The sequence below is a fragment of the Stenotrophomonas sp. MMGLT7 genome (assembly GCF_021168555.1).
In the GTDB taxonomy this organism is placed as follows: domain Bacteria; phylum Pseudomonadota; class Gammaproteobacteria; order Xanthomonadales; family Xanthomonadaceae; genus MMGLT7.
Genome location: NZ_JAJOZS010000001.1, coordinates 34488 through 52154, shown reverse-complemented (window position 1 = coordinate 52154; position 17667 = coordinate 34488). Strand labels below are relative to the sequence as shown.

Genomic DNA, 17667 nt, shown 5'->3' with positions numbered 1-17667 from the left:
GCCCGGCCACATGCAGCCGACGCGCGGGACGACGGGCTTCGGTGCGCCTCGCACGCATGACCCGTCCTGCAGCGGCGCCACTCATCGAAGAAGCGGCGCCCGCGGGCGCCGCTTCTTCACCGCAATGCATCGCCCGACCCTGTCTACTGCGCAGGCGAGTACAGCGTGTTGAACACGAACTTGTAGGTGCCCTGCGACTGCCCGCGCCATTGCGGGCGGAAACCGTACAGGTAGACCCTGCCCTTGCCGTACTCCACTTCCAGCGCCGCGGCCTTGCCCTGGATGGCCTCCGGCCCCTTGAGCATGCCCGACAGCAGCGGGTTCTCGCCGGCCGGATAGCGCGCCAGCACGGTGCCGTTGAAGCCGTCCTTCGGCGCGAACGCCGGACCGTTCTCGACCATGCCGGTCGGGTTCGCCGGCAGGCCGGCGGTGGCCGGACCCGGTTGCACCTCCAGCTTGAGCAGCGCCCCCGAGCAGAAGAACTGCTCCGGGGTCAGCCCGGCCAGCACGTTGCTCACCGGCAGGTCGAACAGCTTGATCACCGCCTCGGAAGTCTTGTTGAACACCACCAGCGTGCCGCCGTCGGCGACGAAACGCTTGAGTGCCTCGATGCCGCTGGCGCCGATGCCGCCGGCGTAAGGCGCCGCCTGCTCCTCGGTCGACAGGCCATCCAGCAGGGACTTCTCGGCGGTGCCGCCGCGCCCGCCCATGTCCGGCAGGATCAGCACGTCGAACTTCGCCTTCAGGTCGCCCGCCTGCACATCCTGGTTGTAGACGCTGGTCGGCGCGTAGTGGTACTGCTCCAGCAGCCAGCGGGTCCAACCCTCGTCCATGTTGGAACCCCACTGCCGGTACAGGCCGACGCGGGCCAGGCGCATCGCCTCGGCCCGCGGCGGGGCCTGGGCGACCACGTCCGCACCGGTTTCGGCGGCGATCGCCTGCATCGCCTCGCGCGCGATGCCGGTCAGCACGAAGGCGCCGCTCTGCTCGCCGTTGACGGTCTTCACCGGCGCCTGCGCGATGCCGAGCCTGGCTCCCTGCCGCAGTGCCAGGTTGACCGCGGCGAAGCTGGCGTTGGCCTGGCGGCTGAGCGCGAACGCCTCGCCCTGCCCGCTCACGCCGCCCGCGTGCAGCGCCTCGCGCACCGGCGCCAGCGAGGCGGAAAGACCGGCCGGCAGCGGCGCGGCGATCGCCTCCGCGTCGACGCCGAACTGCAGCGGCAACGTCCAGCCGGTGGTGTCGTAGGGCAGCGGCGCGGCATTGCCGCCGGCGCCCATCAGCACCGCGTCGGGATATTTCTGCCGCTCGAACAGCTCCTGCACCAGGCCGGCGAACGGCTGGTTCATCGGGATCACCCAGGAACCGGCCGGATAGCGCTTCCCGCCCAGCGTCAGTGCCGTCCTGGCCTGCGATACCTCGATGCCCTGCAGCAGCATCTTCTGCGCCAGCAGCGCGGCAGCCGGCGCGTCGGCCTGGCCGGCCGGGATCACCCATGCGTACGGGCCGTCGCCGCCGCTGAAGCGGGCGATCGTCTCGCGCCCGGCCATGTAGCGGTTGAACAGGATCTGCTCGCGGTACTTGACCGCCGTCTCCAGCGTGGAGAGCGAGGCGGTCATCATGTAGTCCACCGAATCCTTGAGCCGCCACAGCCCGCCCTTCCACGGGTCCGGGTACATCACCAGCGCCTTCAGGTCCTGGAACGCCTTGGGGAACTCGTCCACCGAGTAGATGCGCGGCGTGGCCGAGTCGTGCGCGACCTCGGTGAAGTAGGAGATGGTGTGGCGGAACACCTGGGTGTAGTCCATGAACCCCGGGTACCAGTTGTCGAAGCGGGCCTCGGCAATGGCGCCCGGCTTACCCTCCAGGGCGAAGCGCGACATCATGTTGATGCCGATCTGGGTGGTGCCCTGGCGGACGCGCGCGTTGATGTTGCTGGAGATCGGGTCCGCGAACGGCGGCATCCAGATGCGTGCCGGGGCCGGCGCCACCTGGTGCTGCGAGTACCAGATCGCCGGCGAGATCTCCTGCTCGGCCGCGGACACGCTGCGGCTCTCGATCATGTTGAGCATGTAGCCGTCGCGGTTGTTGTCGTGGCCGACGTACTCCTGGTACAGCCACGGCATCGCTGGATCGCGGTTGGGCACCCTCCAGCGGCCATCGACCAGTTCCGCCTTGGCCGGACCGGCCTCCGGATCGGCGTGCTGGCGGTACCACTTGACGATCATCTCCTGCCCGTCCGGGTTCAGCGTCGGCCACAGCACCAGCACCACGTTGTCGAGGATGGCCTCGACCTCCGGGTCGTCCGGCCGCGACAGCAGGTGGTAGGCCAGCGCCAGCGGCAGCTGGTGGTCGGCGACCTCGCTGGCATGCATGCCGCCGTCGATATGGACGATGATCTTCGAGTCGGCAGCCAGTTTCCTGGCCTGCTCCGGGGTGAGCGAGCGCGAATCGGCCAGTCGTTTCGACACCGCCTTCCAGTGGTCGAAGCGCGCCAGGTTCTGCGGCGAGGAGATCACCGCGTATTCCATCGTGCGGCCCTGGGTGGTCTTGCCGGCGCTGAACATCCTGATCCGCTCCGGCGCGGCCGCCGCCAGCGCGTGGAAGTACTTGATCGAGTCGGTGTAGTCGGCCAGGTAGTAGTCGTCGCCCGGATCGTGGCCGAGCACCGAGCGCGGCGACGGCACGGCCGCGGCCGCGTTCGCCGCGGCGCAGGCGAAGCCGGCCGCCAGTGCCAGCACCAGCAGGCCGCGCCGCAGCGCAGGGCGTGTCTTCATGTGCGGAAGGGACATGGGATTCCTTTGGGAAGTCCGGGCAGGCCGGCTCAGAAGTTGAAGGAGACGTTCATGCCGACGGTGCGCGGGCGCAGGCTGGTGGCCGATCCGTAGGGCGGCGTCGAGGACAGCGTGTACTGGTTGAGCGCCACCTCGTCGGTGAGGTTCTGCACGTACAGGTAGGCGGCCCAGCGGTCGTCGCTGCTCTCCACCCCGGCGCGCAGGCCCACCGTGGTGTAGGAATCCTTCCACACGTTGTAGGTGCCGCTGAACAGCGAGTAGCTGCCGCCGACGTAGCTGCCGTCCACGCGCACCATGCCGTCCAGCCCGGCGCTGATCGGGAAGCGATACGCCGCGGCGAGCATGCCGCTGCTGCGCGGGATGTTGGGCACGCGGTCGCCGGCACGGCCTGCGCCGTTGATCACGTCGCTGACCTGGTCCTCGGTGAGCTTGGCGTCGACGTAGTTGAAGTTGGCCGACAGGTCCAGCCCGGCCAGCGGCCGCCAGATCGCCTCCAGTTCCGCGCCGCGCATGCGCGCCGCACCGGCGTTGGACAGGAACGAGAAAGCGCCGTTCAAGGTGCGGCCGCTCACCTGCATGTCGTCCCAGTCGATCTGGTACAGCGCGACGTTGACCAGCAGGCTGCGGTCCAGCCACGCACTCTTGGCGCCGATCTCGTAGTTCCACAGCTTGTCGGAACGGTAGGCGGTCAGCGCCTCGTCCAGGCCGATGACCTGGTTGGCGCCGCCCGGGCGGAAGCCGTCGGCGGCGGTGGCGTAGAGCATCACGCTGTCGCTGACGCTGTAGTCGACGGTGAACTTGCGCAGCCAGCCCCTCTCGCTGGCATCGACGCTGGTCAGCGGCTTGTAGGTGGCACCGATCATGTCCCAGGGGATGTCGGTGATGCCGGTGACGGTCTTGTCGTAGTCGTAGAAGCGCAGGCCGGCGGTGAGGTTGAGCCTGTCGGTGGCATGCCAGGTGGCCTCGCCGAACACCGCCTTCTGCTTGAGCTTGTCCCAGATCTGGCGGCGGTAGAACAGCTCCCACGGGGTGATGATCTCGCCGCTGGCGGCATCGGCGGGCGCGTCCTGGCTGGCGACGTAGTTGTCGCGGTTCTGGCTGAACACGCCCACGGTCCAGTCGATGAAGTCGCTGTCGGCCGAGGTCAGCCGCACCTCGGCGGTGCGGTCGCGGGTGATGCCGTCGTGGATCAGCGCCGCCGGCACCAGGCTGTTGACCTGGTCGTACCAGGACTGCAGCTGCCCGGCGTCGCAGGCCGCCCCCAGGTCGTTGGCGCAGGCCGTCGGCGTCAGGTAGGTCTGGATGTAGTAGCTGTCGTCGCTGATGTAGGTCGAGGCGCGGCGCTGGTAGGAGGTGTTGGCGGTCAGCGAGGCCCAGCCCAGGTCCCAGTCCAGCGTCAGCGAATCCATCTGGGTGTCGTCGTCGTAGGGCAGCTTCACCTGCGAAAGCTGCTTGTAGTCGCCCTGGCTGGGGTGCCAGGTGGACGAGAACGCATCGGTGCTGCCCTTGGACTGGCTGAAGTCGACCGTCACGTCCTCGGTGGGCGTGTAGCGCAGCTGCAGCCGGGCGCCCTTGGCATGGGCCGAGTTGATGTCGTCGATGCCGAGGAAGGTGTTGTCGACGTAGCCGCCGGTCTCGCGGTTGTAGGCGGTCAGGCGCGCGGCCAGCACGTCCTTGGCCAGCGGCACGTTGAGCATCAGGTTCTGGCTGCCGGAAGGATCGCCGCCGCGGGTGCCCTCGTAGCCGGCCTCGACCCTGCCCTCCAGCTCCTGCGTCGGCTTCTGGTAGAGGATGCGGATCGCGCCGCCCATCGAGCTGGCGCCGTACAGCGTGCCCTGCGGCCCGCGCAGCACTTCGATGCGGTCCACGTCGAACAGTTCCAGGTCCGGCGAGCGCCCGCCGGCATCGCTGCTGACGCCGGTCGAGCCCGCCACCGGCGTCTCGTCGTAGTACACACCCACCGTGGCCTCGCCTGAGGAATTGACCCCGCGCAGGCTGATGCGGTTGGCGCCGGGGCCGTTGTACTGGATGCGCAGGCCCGGCACCTGGGCGGCGTAGTCCTTGATGTCCACCGCGCCCAGCTCGTCGAGCTGTTCGGCGGTGATGGCGCTGATCGCCATCGGCGTCTTCTCGACCAGCGTGGTGCGCTTCGAGGCGGTGACCTTGACGCTGTCGAGCATCACCGGCGCCGAGCCGTCCGCCCCGGCCTGCTGGGCGAGCAGCGGAGATGCGGGGGCCGCCATCCCTGCGGCGAGTATGCACAGGTGGAGCTTGCGGGGCTTGGGATAACAGGAAGGACGACGACCGGGCAAGAGCGGGGCTTTCATGGCGGAGGTTCCTGGCTGGGAGTGGGGATACAGCGCTGGCCGTCGCCCTCCTTGGATTTCACGCCGCGCCTGTGGTGCCTGGATTGCGGTCCAGGCGAGTATGCATATACATACTGATCGCGGCGCGCAAGCTGGCATCCCGCACCATAGTGAGGCCCCTCCCTGGTGCATCGCACCCGGCAGCCGACGATGCCATTTGCAACGAATTTCCGGCATTGGGAAAACAGTGGTCCGGGACTCGCGCCGGCCTCGGCAGTTGCACGCGATCGCACCACCCCAGTGCATCCGGGCCAGTACGAGCACTGCAAAAAAGTCCACGCACGTGCATCCGCGTCGCGTGCAAGTGCGGCGAATGCGCAGACAGGCGCCCTACTCAGTGCAACACCGGGCCGGGCAGAATGCCGGAGCCATCCGCTGGCGACGGAAGTAGCGCAGTCCCCGGCCGGGAAAATCGAACTCGTCGTCCCGGCGCAGGCCCATCTATTGATCCCATATCGGGATCCCCGGATTTCCTGTTTCCCGCTTACGGGAGAAGGTGGCGCGTAGCGCCGGATCGGCCAGCTTTTGCGATCGCTTTCCCATGCTCCAGGCGGCCCCCCATCCGCCCTTCGGGCACCTTCCCCCGCACGCGGGAGAAGGAAACAGCCTGTTGCCGAGTTGTGATCAAGAGAGGGGCCTGCGCGGGGACGACGATTGCATGGAATGCCCTCGCCGTCCCCTCCCGTCACCTCTGCGGCAAGGCGTAGGCGATCACGTAGTCGCCCGCCGGTGTCTCCATGAAATGGTGCCCGCCCGCCATGATGACCAGGTACTGCCGCCCGCCGACCTCGTACACCATCGGGCTGGCCTGGCCGCCGGCCGGAAGCCTGGCGTGCCACAGCGTCTTGCCGGTCTCCAGGTCGATCGCGCGGATCAGGTCGTCGGTGGCCGCGGCGATGAAGATCAGGCCACCGGCCGTCACCACCGAGCCGCCGTTATTCGGTGTGCCGATCTCGATCGGCAGGCCCGAGCGGATGCCGAACGGACCATTGCCGCGGGCGCTGCCGAACGGGCGGTCCCACAACGTGCGGCCGGTCTTCAGCTCGATCGCGCGGATGCCGCCGTAGGGCGGCTGCTTGCACAGCAGCTGGGTGAACGGCAGGCGCCAGCCGGCATTGACGTTGATGGCGTACGGCGTGCCCACCTGCGGGTCGCCCGCGCCCTCGGCACCGCCCATGTCGCCGCGCACGTCGTCGCGCGGCGCCCACCCCATCGCGTCGGCCTTGGCGCGCGGCACCAGCAGGTTGTAGTTGGGCATGTCGTTGTAGTTGGCCACGATCACGCCGCGCTGCGGGTCCACCGCGACACCGCCCCAATCCGAGCCGCCGTTGTAGCCGGGGTACTCGATCGAATGGCGGCCGGCCTCCGGCGGCGTGTAGATGCCCTGGTAGCTGGCCTTGCGGAACTGGATGCGGCATACCAGCTGGTCGATCAGGGTGATGCCCCACATGTCGCGCTCGCTCAGGTCGGGCTTGCGCAGGGTGTGGTACAGCGAGAACGGCTGCGTCCTGGAACGCGTGTGCGGCTCCATGCCGCCGCCGGGAACCGGGCGCTCCTCGACGCCGACCAGCGGCTTGCCGCTGCGGCGGTCGAGCACGTAGATCTCGCCCTGCTTGCTCGGCAGGATCACCGCCGGCACGCTGCCGCCGTCCTGCGGGAAATCCACCAGCGTCGGCTGCGAGCCGAGGTCGTAGTCCCACACGTCGATATGCGTGGTCTGGAAGTTCCACACCGGCTTGCCGGTGGTCACGTCCAGCGCGACCAGCGAGGTCGCGTAGTGGTTTTCCGGCGCGGTGCGCGAGCTGCTCCAGTAGTCGGCCGACGAGTTGCCCATCGGCAGGTAGACGTAGCCGAGCTGCTCGTCCCCGGCCGCCACGGTCCACATGTTGGGCGTGCCGCGGGTCCAGCTCTGGCCCGGCGGCGGCGCGCCGTTCCAGTCCGGATGGGTCATGTCCCAGGCCCAGCGCAGCTGGCCGGTCACCGCGTCGAAGCCCTGGATCACCCCGGACGGCTCGTAGCGCATCTGCCCGTCGAGCACCTGGTGGCCGGTGACGATCACGCCGCGCACGATGGTCGGCGGCGAGTTGATCGACACGTAGCCCGGCGGCGTCTCGCCCATGCCGACGGTGATGTCGACCTGGCCGTCGTTGCCGAAATCGGCGCACGGCTTGCCGGTGGCGGCATCGACCGCGATCAGGCGGCCGTCGAGCGTGCCTTCGATCACCCGCGCACGGCAGGCGGAGGCATCGGCGGCCACGCCTGCGGCGCCTTCCGTGCCGGCGCCGGGCGCAGCCGCCGGGACCTCGTAGTACGACACGCCGCGGCAGGCGGCGGTATACGGGATGGCGTCGTCGGCGACCTTGGGGTCGTAGCGCCAGCGCTCCTTGCCGGTGCGCGCGTCCAGCGAGATCATCTGGTTGCGCGCACTGCACAGGTACAGGTTGTCGCCGATCTTGATCGGCGTGGTCTCCGCGCCCCAGCGCTTGGAGGGCGTATCGCCGGTACGGAACTCCCATGCCTCCTGCAGCTGCGCGACGTTGTCGCGGTCGATCTGCCGCAATGGCGAGTAGCGTTCGCCGGCGTTGTTGCGGCCGTACGCGGCCCAGTCGGCATCGGCGGGACGATCGGCCGGCGACAGCGAGGATGGCGCCGCGCCGGCCGCCGCCGTGACGGCGGCCGGGAACGCCCCTTCCGCCGCGGTGACGCCGTGCGGCACGAATGCCAATACGAACGCCGCGACGAACACGATCGCCAGCGCGCCGGCCAGCGTGCGCGACACTGAGCGCGAGAGCGGGCGTTCCAGCCTGGGCAGCAGCAGCGCCAGCACGAACCCCAGCACCACGATCAGCCCCAGGCGCGGCACCCAGCGCCAGTAATCGCCGCCCGATTCCCACCAGGTCCACAGCAGCGTGCCCACGAACACCAGCGCGAACCAGCCGGCGCCGGCATTGCGGCCGCGGAACAGCAGCACGCCCGATATCGCCAGGCCCACGCCGGCCAGCAGGTAGTACCAGGAACCACCGAGGGCCGCGAGCCAGCCACCGCCGGCCAGCAGCACCACGCCCAGCAGCGCGATCACGCTTCCAAGGACACGCAGCGCCCAATACACGCGCGGATAAGGACGAGCGGATATGGCCATCGTTGCATTCCTCTTTCGTCGCCAGGTGGCGGCAACGCGGGCGACGATCTCAGCGCCGCCGTGAACATCACGCGTTCTTTGCCGACAAACCGTGACACATCGAGGAAGCCGCCAGGAACGTGAAACTCGAGATCCGGCACGCGCGAACCGGCATCGCCGCCGCGGTGTAGACCGGACTCCGGATAGCCCTGCAGGCCAAGTGCACCGGGGCCAGCGGCCATCGAGAGTGCGCTCGCCGGCCCTGCCCGGAACCGGGATTTTCCCCTGCATGCCGGCAACACCAAGAAAAACGCCGGCTGAAGCCGGCGTTTTTCTTGCAACGTTCGGATCGAAGACGATCAGGCCTCGGCGGGAGGCGGCACATGATCGGCCGGGGTCGCGGCGATGTCGTCCGTCGGTTCCTCGCCCTCCTCGATCGAGGCATCCAGGCGTTCCACCGCCTGCAGCTTCTCGCCCTTGCCCAGCTTGATCAGGGTGACGCCCTGGGTGTTGCGGCTGACCCGCGAGATCTCCGAGGCACGGGTGCGCACCAGGGTGCCGCCATCGGAGATCAGCAGCACCTCGTCCTGGCGGCTCAGCAGCACCGCAGCCACCAGCTTGCCGTTGCGCTCGCTGGTCTGGATACCGATCACGCCCTGGGTGCCGCGGCCCTTGCGCGGGTACTCGGCCAGCGGCGTGCGCTTGCCGTAGCCGTGCTCGGTGGCGGTCAGGATGTAGGCATCCGGCTCGCCGTCCTCGCTGCCGGCCGGCGCGGCGATGGCCTCGCCCTCGACCTCGGCGGCCGCGATCTCGATGGCATCGTCCTCGCCCTCCTCGTCGCTGCCGCCGGCACGCTCGGCCACGATCAGGCTGACCACCTCCTCGCCCTTGGCCAGGCGGATGCCGCGCACGCCGGTGGCGGTACGGCCCATCGAGCGCACCCTGTCCTCGCCGAAGCGCACGGTCTTGCCGTTGGAGGCGAACATCAGCACGTCGCGTTCGCCGTCGGTCAGCGCCACCCCGACCAGGGCATCGCCCTCGTCCAGGTTGATGGCGATCTTGCCGCGCGCCAGGCGGAACGCGAACTCGCCCAGCGGGGTCTTCTTGACCGTGCCGTTGCGGGTGGCGAAGAACACGTACTGGCCCTCGGCATACTCGCGCACCGGCAGCACCGCCTGCACGCGCTCGCCGTTCTCCAGCGGGATCCAGTTGATGATCGGGCGGCCGCGGGCATTGGAACCGGCCTCCGGCAACTGGTGCACCGGCAGCCAGAACACCTTGCCGCTGCTGGTGAAGGTCAGCAGCGTGTCATGGGTGTTGACCAGCCACAGCTGGTCGATGAAATCCTCTTCCTTGGTCGCCGCCGCGCTGCGGCCGCGGCCGCCGCGCTTCTGCGCGCGATAGGCCGATACCGGCTGGCGCTTGGCATAGCCGGCGTGCGACAGCGTCACCACCACGTCCTCCGGCGCGATCAGGTCGAGGATGTCCAGGTCCTCCTCGCTCTGGCGGATCTCGGTGCGGCGGGCGTCGCCGTATTCCTCGCGGACGTTGACCAGCTCCTCGCGGATCACCTGCAGCAGCACGTCCGGGTTCTCCAGGATGCGGATCAGCCCGGCGATGGTGTCCAGCAGCAGCTTGTACTCCTCGGTGAGCTTCTCCTGCTCCAGGCCGGTCAGGCGATGCAGGCGCATCTCCAGGATCTGCTGCGCCTGCACGTCGGTGAGCTGGTAGAAGCCGTTGACCAGGCCGACGCCGGCCGGCAGGTCCTCCGGCTTGGAGGCCTCGGCGCCGGCGGCGCCCAGCAGCGCGCCGACCAGGCCCGGCTGCCAGGTCTTGGCCAGCATGCGCTCCTTGGCCTCCTGCGGGTTGGCCGAGGTCTTGATCAGCTCGATCATCTCGTCGATGTTGGCGAGCGCGACCGTCAGGCCTTCCAGGATGTGGGCGCGGGCGCGGGCCTTGCGCAGCTCGAAGATGGTGCGGCGGGTCACCACCTCGCGGCGGTGGCGCACGAACGCCTCCAGCATCTGCTTGAGGTTCATCAGCTGCGGGCGGCCATCGACCAGCGCCACCATGTTGATGCCGAACACCGACTCCATCTGGGTCTGCTGGTACAGGTTGTTCAGCACGACCTCGGCCGACTCCCCGCGCTTGACCTCGATGTAGATGCGCATGCCGTCCTTGTCGGACTCGTCGCGCAGCTCGCTGATGCCCTCGAGCTTCTTCTCCTTGACCAGCTCGGCGATCTTCTCGATCAGCCGCGCCTTGTTCACCTGGTACGGGATCTCGGTGACGATGATCGCTTCGCGGCCGCTGTCGTGGACCTCGACCTCGGCCTTGGCGCGGATGCGCACGCGGCCGCGACCGGTGCGGTAGCCGGCGATGATGCCGGCGGTGCCGTTGATGATGCCGGCGGTAGGGAAATCCGGTCCGGGGATGTACTCCATCAGCGCATCGACATCCAGCGACGGATCGTCGATCAGCGCGATGCAGGCGTTGATCGCCTCGGTCAGGTTGTGCGGCGGGATGTTGGTGGCCATGCCCACCGCGATGCCGGCCGAACCATTGACCAGCAGATTCGGGAACCGGGTCGGCATGACCGTCGGCTCCTGCTCCTTCTCATCGTAGTTGGGCTGGAAATCGACGGTTTCCTTGTCGATGTCGGCCATCATCTCGTGCGCCAGGCGCGACATGCGCGACTCGGTGTAGCGCATCGCCGCGGCGGAGTCGCCGTCGACCGAGCCGAAGTTGCCCTGGCCGTCGACCAGCAGGTAGCGCAGCGAGAACGGCTGCGCCATGCGCACCAGCGTGTCGTAGACCGACTGGTCGCCGTGCGGGTGGTACTTGCCGATGACGTCGCCGACGATGCGCGCCGACTTGAAATAGGCCTTGTTGCTGTGCGCGCCCAGCTCGTTCATCGCGAACAGGACGCGGCGATGCACGGGCTTGAGACCGTCGCGGGCGTCGGGGAGCGCTCGGCCCACGATCACGCTCATGGCGTAATCGAGGTAGCTCTTGCGCATCTCGTCTTCCAGGTTGACCTGGATGATTTCCTTGGCGGTTTCTGCCATTAGGGTTCCGTAGTCTGTTGGCGTCTCGAGCTGGATGCCAGGCCCCGCCGGGGAGCCGCGCTGGCCTTGCGGCAAGCCGATCCAGTCGATCTTTTGAACCGAACGATTCTACCACGGCGGCCCCGTCGATGCGGGCTTTTGACGGCCAGAAACAAGCACTTGTAGCGTGGTTGCCGCCTCCGCGGAGGCCAGGCGCGCGGCTTGCCGGCCACCGCCCCGCACACGCCCGGCCGGGATGCATGCCGCATCCGCCGATCGGCCGCCGTCGCGCCGCAGACCTCACACCAAAGCCCCCCGCAGGAGCGATTGCGGTCGCGTTGGGGCTTTATCGAGAAAGCCCCATCGCGACCGAAGTCGCTCCTACCGGAGATCGTCAGCCGAACGCGGCCCGCATCTTCGCCGCGTCGGGGCGCTCGATCACGCCGCGCTCGGTCACCAGCGCGTCGATCAGGTCCGCCGGGGTGACGTCGAACACCGGGTTCCAGGCCTGGATGCCCTCGGCCACCGTGCGGGTCCCGCCGATGCCGAACAGCTCGCCCGGATCGCGCTGCTCGATCTCGATCTGCTCGCCGCTGGCGGTGTCCATGTCCACCGTGGACGCGGGCGCCACCACCATGAACTTCACGCCGTGGTGGCGCGCGGCGATCGCCAGCTGGTAGGTGCCGATCTTGTTGGCGGTGTCGCCGTTGGCGCAGATGCGGTCGGCACCGACGATCACCCACTGCACCGCACCGGTCTTCATCAGGTGCGAGGCGGCCGAATCGGCGATCAGGGTGGCATCGATGCCGTCCTGCTGCAGTTCCCACACCGTGAGCCGCGCGCCCTGCAGCCACGGCCGCGTTTCGTCGGCGAACACGCGCGCGACATGGCCCTGCGCCACGCCGGCGCGGATCACGCCCAGCGCGGTACCGAAGCCGGCGGTGGCCAGCGAGCCGGTGTTGCAATGGGTGAGCACGCCGCTGCCCGCCCCGATCAATCCGGCGCCGAGGATGCCCATGCGGCGATTGGCGGCCAGGTCCTCCTCGGCGATCGCCTGCGCCTCGCGCTCGATCACCTCGCGCCAGTCGGCGCCGGCGGCGGCCAGTACCCTGCGCATGCGCGCCAGCGCCCAGGCCAGGTTGACCGCGGTCGGGCGCGCGGCGTTGAGCCGCTGCAGCGCCGGCTCCAGTTGCTGCAGGGCCTGAGCGCCGTCGCCGGCCTCGATGCCGCGGGCGGCCAGCACCACGCCCCAGGCGGCCGCGATGCCGATCGCCGGCGCACCGCGCACGGCCAGCGCGTGGATCGCCTGCGCCACCTCGTCGCTGCTGTGGCACTGCACGTGCTCGACCACGAACGGCAGCTTGCGCTGGTCCAGCAATTCGAGGGCCTGGCCGGTCCACAGGATCGGGCGGATACGGTCGTAACGGGCGTAGTCGATAGCGTGAGTTTCGTTCATCGCGGCATTGTAGCGGCCGTGCGGCGGCTCACCGCACGCTGAATTCCGCGCGGCAGCCCTTGTCCACCCAGACGCCGTTGCGGTTCCAGCCCCAGCTGCGGCCTTCCTCGCAGGGACTGCCCGACAGCTGCCGGGTCATCGCCGCCGAATGCTCGATCGAGGCGCCGCAGCTGCGGCGCTGGCGGCTCTTGGATTCGCATACCAGGATCCGCGGCGCATCGATGAAACCCGAGCCATCGCCGGCACCGATCTCGAACTCGCCGTCGCAGCCGCGCGAGACCCAGATCTCGTTGCGCCGCACGCCCCAGCTGCGGCCTTCGCGGCACGGCAGCGCCGACAGCTGTCGCAGCAGCCGCACCGGCGCTCCGCGCAGGTTCACCGGGCAGCTCTGCTGGCGGCCATCGGATTCGCAGCGCAGCACCCGGCGCGAATCGCCCAGCGCCGTGGCCGGCCTGCGGGCGACGAACTCGGCCCGGCAGCCCTGCGTGACCCAGACGCCTTCGCCGTACAGGCCCCACTGGCTGTTGCGGATGCAGACGCTGTCCGAAAGCTGGCGCGCCATCTCCACGCCGTTGCGCGTGTCCATCCGGCAGCGGGTCATGCCGCCGTCGCGGGACTCGCACCGCACCACGGCGGCGCCGTAGTCCTGGCCAGCCGCGGCCGACCGGTCGACGGCCAGCACCGCGAACGGCAGGCCGATCATGCACAACACGCCCGAACCCCACTTCATGCAATCCGCACCCCTGTCGCCTCGATGGAACCCACTGCGCCTTTCCAGCCGTCTGCACAAAGCTGCCACGAAGCATAGTGAAAATGGCGCTACAGAAGCGTTACGCCCGGGCGAAATCGAAGGCGAGCACGTCGGCGATGCGGTGGCGGCCGGTCATCGCCATCAATAGCCGGTCGATCCCCACGGCGACGCCGGCGCAGTCGGGCAAGGCCGGCAGCGCCTGCAGCAGCGGCTCGTCCAGCGGCGGAAGCTCCAGGCCGCGCGCGCGCCGCACCGCCAGGTCGTTCAGGAAGCGGCGGCGCTGCTCGGCTGCATCGTTCAGCTCGTGGTAGCCGTTGGCGATCTCGTACTGTCCCAGGTACAGCTCGAAGCGCTCGGCCAGCGGCGGCTCGCCCGGGCGCACCCTGGCCAGGGCGGCCTGGCTGGCCGGCCAGTCGTGCACCACCGTGACCACGTCGTCGGCGAACGCCGGCTGGATGCGATGGGTCATCAGCAGGTCCAGCCAGTCGTCGCGGGTCAGGCCGCACGGATCGATGCCGATGCCGGCCAGCGGCGCACGCAGCGCCTGCGCGTCCGCGTCGAACGGGTCCACGCCCGCATGCAGCCGGAACAGCTCGCGATAGCCCAGCACGCGCACGCTGGCCTGCCGCCCCACCAGCGCCAGCGCCTGCCCGACCAGCGCCACGGTCTCATCGATCAGGCGCAGGTGGTCCCAGCCGACGCGGTACCACTCGAGCATGGTGAACTCGGGATTGTGGCGCCCGCCGGCCTCGCCGTTGCGGAACACCCGGCCCAGCTCGTAGCAATCGCCGACGCCGGCCGCCAGCAGCCGCTTGAGCGGGTACTCGGGCGAGGTGCGCAGCCAGCGCAGCGGCGCGCCGGCATCGGCGTGGCCGCTGAAACGGGTGTGGAAGCTCTCGATGTTGGGCTCGGTATTGCCGGCCGCCGACAGGATCGGCGTTTCCACCTCGAGCACGCCCTGCGCGGCGAAATACGCGCGCAGCATGGCGTACAGGCGTGCGCGCAGGTGCAGCATCGCCATCATGCCGGCACGTCGCCCAGGTCGAGCGTGAGCAGGTCGCGCTGTTCGTCGGCATAGCCGGCGCGCAGGTACAGCCGGCGTGCGGCGGCGTTGTGGCGGTTGACCTCCAGCCGCAGCCGGGTCGCACCGCGCGCCTGCGCCCAGCGCCGCGCCAGTGCCAGCGCCTGCCCGCCCCAGCCGCGCCCGCGCGCCGACGGCCCCAGGTACAGCTCGTCCAGCAGCACGTGCCATCCGCCCTGCTCCAGGCTGAAGTTCATCGTCAGCACCGCATAGCCGACGACCTGCCCGTGCTCGTCCAGCCACAGCAGCGCCTGGCCGCAGGCGGGATCGGCCAGCAACTGCCGCAGGCCGCGGGCCACGCGCGCCTCGTCGAAGGCGATACGGTCCTCGGCGTAGAACTGGCGCATGAGCCGCAGCAGCAGCGGCAGGTCGTCCGCCTGCGCCGGCCTGGAGCGCAGGTCCGTCACCGGGTCCTCGGCGTGGTTCATCGATGCGACTCCAGGTACTGCAGCAAGCGCGCCTCGTCCCAGACCTCCACGCCCAGCGCCAGTGCCTTCTCCAGCTTGGAGCCGGCGGCCTCGCCGGCGACCACGAACGCGGTCTTCTTCGACACGCTGCCGGCGACCTTCGCCCCGAGCGCCTGCAGCCGCTCGCCGGCCTGCTCGCGGGTCAGCGACGACAGCGTGCCGGTCAGCACCACCGTCTGGCCCTCCAGCGGCCCGCTGGCCGCTGCATCGGCCTCGGGCAGGCGCTGCAGCAGCGTCTGCAGCGCCTCGCCGGCGCGCACCAGCAGGCCGCGATGGTCGTCGTCCTCCAGCCATGCCGCCAGCGAGCGCGCCGCTTCCTCCGGCAGGCCGGCGGCGACGAAGCGATCGGGTTGTTCGCCGGCGATCGCCTGCGCCGACGGGAAGGCCGCCGCCAGCTGATCGGCGCGGATGCGGGTGACCTTGGGGATCTCCAGGTCGGCCAGCAGCGCCGCCAGGCCGAGCTCGCCGCGCAGCCGTGCCGAAGGCGCGTGGGTATCGCCGATGCGCACGCCGCCGCGGCCGAGCAGCTCGTCGACGGCCCGCTGGTTGCCGGGCTGGTCGAAGAAGTGGCCGATCGCGCGCGCCACCTCGCCGCCGATGTCCGGCACCCGCTTGAACAGCGGCCACGGCATGTGCCGGATCAGCTCCAGGTCGCCGAACCAGGCCGCCAGCGCCTTGGCGGTGCTCTCGCCCACCTGCTCGATGCCGAGCGCATACAGGAAGCGCTCCAGCGTGGTGTCGCGCGAGCGCTCGATCGCCTCGACCAGGTTCTCGGCCCACTTGGTGGCGATCTTCTTCGGGTTCCACGCGAACGGCGGCACGCCCTCGCGCAGCAAGGCCACGCGCCAGGCCATGTCTTCGGCCGGACCGGCCGGCAACACGTCCACGCGCCGCAGCAGTGCGGCGTAGGCGTCGGCCGGCAGGTGATCGTGCGCTTCCGCCAGCAGGTCCGCGCGGGTGCCGGCATTGAGCACCATGCGCAGCCACAGCAGCTGGTCCAGGCCGAGCCGGTACAGGTCGGCCACACTGTGGACCATGCCGCCATCCACCAGCGCCTCGATGAACTTCTCGCCCAGCCCGTCGATATCCATCGCCCGCCGCGAGGCGAAGTGGAACAGCGCCTCCTTGCGCTGCGCCGGGCAGCTCAACTCGCCCGAGCAGCGCCAGGCTGCCTCGCCCTCCTCGCGCACGATCTCCGCGCCACAGACCGGGCAGCGGGCCGGCATCTGCCACGGCTCGGTGCCGGGCGGGCGCCGCTCCAGCACCACGCTGACCACCTCGGGGATGACGTCGCCGGCACGGCGCACGATCACCGTATCGCCCACGCGCACGTCGAGCCGGGCGATCTGGTCGGCGTTGTGCAAGGTGGCGTTGGTCACCATCACCCCGGCCACGTGCACCGGTGCCAGCCGCGCCACCGGGGTGGCGGCGCCGGTGCGGCCGATCTGGATCCCGATCGCCTCCACCGTGGTGGTCTGTTCCTGCGCCGGGAACTTGTGGGCGATGGCCCAGCGCGGCGCGCGCGCGACGAAGCCCATCTCGCGCTGGCCGGCGAGGTCGTCGAGCTTGTAGACCACCCCGTCGATGTCGAACGGCAGGCTGTCGCGGCGCGCGCCGATGCGCCGGTAGTAGTCCAGCAGGCCGTCGGCGCCGGTCACCTTCTGCACCAGGTCGCTGACCGGCAGGCCCCAGGCCTTGAGCTGCGCCAGGATCGCCGAATGGGTATCGGGCAGCTCGCCGCCACGCACCTCGCCCAGGCCGTAGGCATAGAACGCCAGCGGCCGCTGCGCGGTGATGCGCGGATCGAGCTGGCGCAGCGAGCCGGCCGCGCCGTTGCGCGGGTTGGCCAGCACCTTGCCGCCGTGAAGGCGCGCCTGCTCGTTGTATTTCTCGAAGCCGGCGCGCGGCATGTAGACCTCGCCGCGCACCTCCAGGACCTTGGGAATCGGGAATGGGGAATCGGGAATCGCAGAAGCAGTGCGGTTGCCGCCTTTCCCGATTCCCGCCCCCCGCAGCCGCAGCGGAATCGCCTTGACCGTGCGCAGGTTGGCGGTCACGTCCTCGCCGGTGCTGCCGTCGCCGCGGGTGGCGCCCTGCACCAGCACGCCGTCCTCGTAGCGCAGGCTGATCGCCAGCCCGTCCATCTTCGGCTCGGCCGAGAACACCGGCGCCTTGCGCTCCAGCCGCTCGCCGATGCGACGCACGAACTCGTGCACCTCCTCGTCGCTGAAGGCGTTGCCCAGCGACAGCATCGGCACCTTGTGCACCACCTCGGCGAACTTCGACGAGGGCATCGCGCCGACGCGCTGGGTGGGCGAATCGGGCGTGGCCAGATCGGGGTGCGCGGTCTCCAGCTCCTGCAGCTCGCGCAGCATGCGGTCGTAGTCGACATCGGGGATGTCGGGCTCGTCGAGCACGTGGTAGCGGTAGTTGGCGTCGTCGATGCGGCGGCGCAGCTCGGCGGCGCGTTCGGCGGGTGATTGGCTTGCGGTCATGCGGGAAACCGGGATTCGGGATCGGGGATTGGGGATTCGTGAAAGCGGGAAGCTGCTTCGGAAGGCGACCTGCCGCTCCTGCGAATCCCCGATC

The 17667-nt window shown here is 69.7% G+C and carries 9 protein-coding genes; all 9 read right to left on the bottom strand.

Features of this window, described 5'->3' with window-relative positions:
* Positions 1–143: 143 nt before the first annotated feature.
* The 9 genes from LRX76_RS00210 to ligA all read right to left on the bottom strand — a co-directional run bounded on the left by LRX76_RS00210 (position 144) and on the right by ligA (position 17573).
* Positions 144–2774 carry a M14 metallopeptidase family protein gene (locus LRX76_RS00210; RefSeq protein ID WP_231800467.1) on the bottom strand — a complete coding sequence of 877 codons (2631 nt, stop codon included), beginning with the start codon at positions 2772–2774 and terminating at the stop codon, positions 144–146.
* Positions 2775–2821: 47 nt separating this feature from the next.
* Positions 2822–5035 (bottom strand): TonB-dependent receptor, encoded by a 2214-nt coding sequence (locus tag LRX76_RS00205; RefSeq protein WP_231800466.1) that lies wholly within the window; start codon positions 5033–5035, stop codon positions 2822–2824.
* A gap of 808 nt (positions 5036–5843) precedes the next feature.
* Complete coding sequence (locus tag LRX76_RS00200) at positions 5844–8297, bottom strand: membrane-bound PQQ-dependent dehydrogenase, glucose/quinate/shikimate family (RefSeq protein WP_231800465.1); 2454 nt, start codon at positions 8295–8297, stop codon at positions 5844–5846.
* 338 nt (positions 8298–8635) lie between these two features.
* Positions 8636–11344 (bottom strand): DNA gyrase subunit A, encoded by a 2709-nt coding sequence (gene gyrA, locus LRX76_RS00195; protein WP_231800463.1) that lies wholly within the window; start codon positions 11342–11344, stop codon positions 8636–8638.
* 373 nt (positions 11345–11717) lie between these two features.
* Positions 11718–12779, bottom strand: a complete 1062-nt coding sequence (gene mtnA / locus LRX76_RS00190) for an S-methyl-5-thioribose-1-phosphate isomerase (protein WP_231800461.1) — start codon at positions 12777–12779, stop codon at positions 11718–11720.
* 28 nt (positions 12780–12807) lie between these two features.
* Entirely contained in the window at positions 12808–13509 is a 702-nt protein-coding gene (locus LRX76_RS00185) for a DUF3011 domain-containing protein (protein ID WP_231800455.1), read from the bottom strand.
* A gap of 100 nt (positions 13510–13609) precedes the next feature.
* Entirely contained in the window at positions 13610–14554 is a 945-nt protein-coding gene (gene epmA, locus LRX76_RS00180) for an EF-P lysine aminoacylase EpmA (protein ID WP_231800454.1), read from the bottom strand.
* Positions 14551–15039, bottom strand: a complete 489-nt coding sequence (locus LRX76_RS00175) for a GNAT family N-acetyltransferase (protein WP_231800453.1) — start codon at positions 15037–15039, stop codon at positions 14551–14553. The genes epmA and LRX76_RS00175 overlap by 4 nt, the downstream gene beginning before the upstream one ends.
* Complete coding sequence (gene ligA / locus LRX76_RS00170) at positions 15036–17573, bottom strand: NAD-dependent DNA ligase LigA (protein WP_231800451.1); 2538 nt, start codon at positions 17571–17573, stop codon at positions 15036–15038. Before ligA ends, LRX76_RS00175 begins: the two co-directional genes overlap by 4 nt.
* Positions 17574–17667 lie beyond the last annotated feature (94 nt).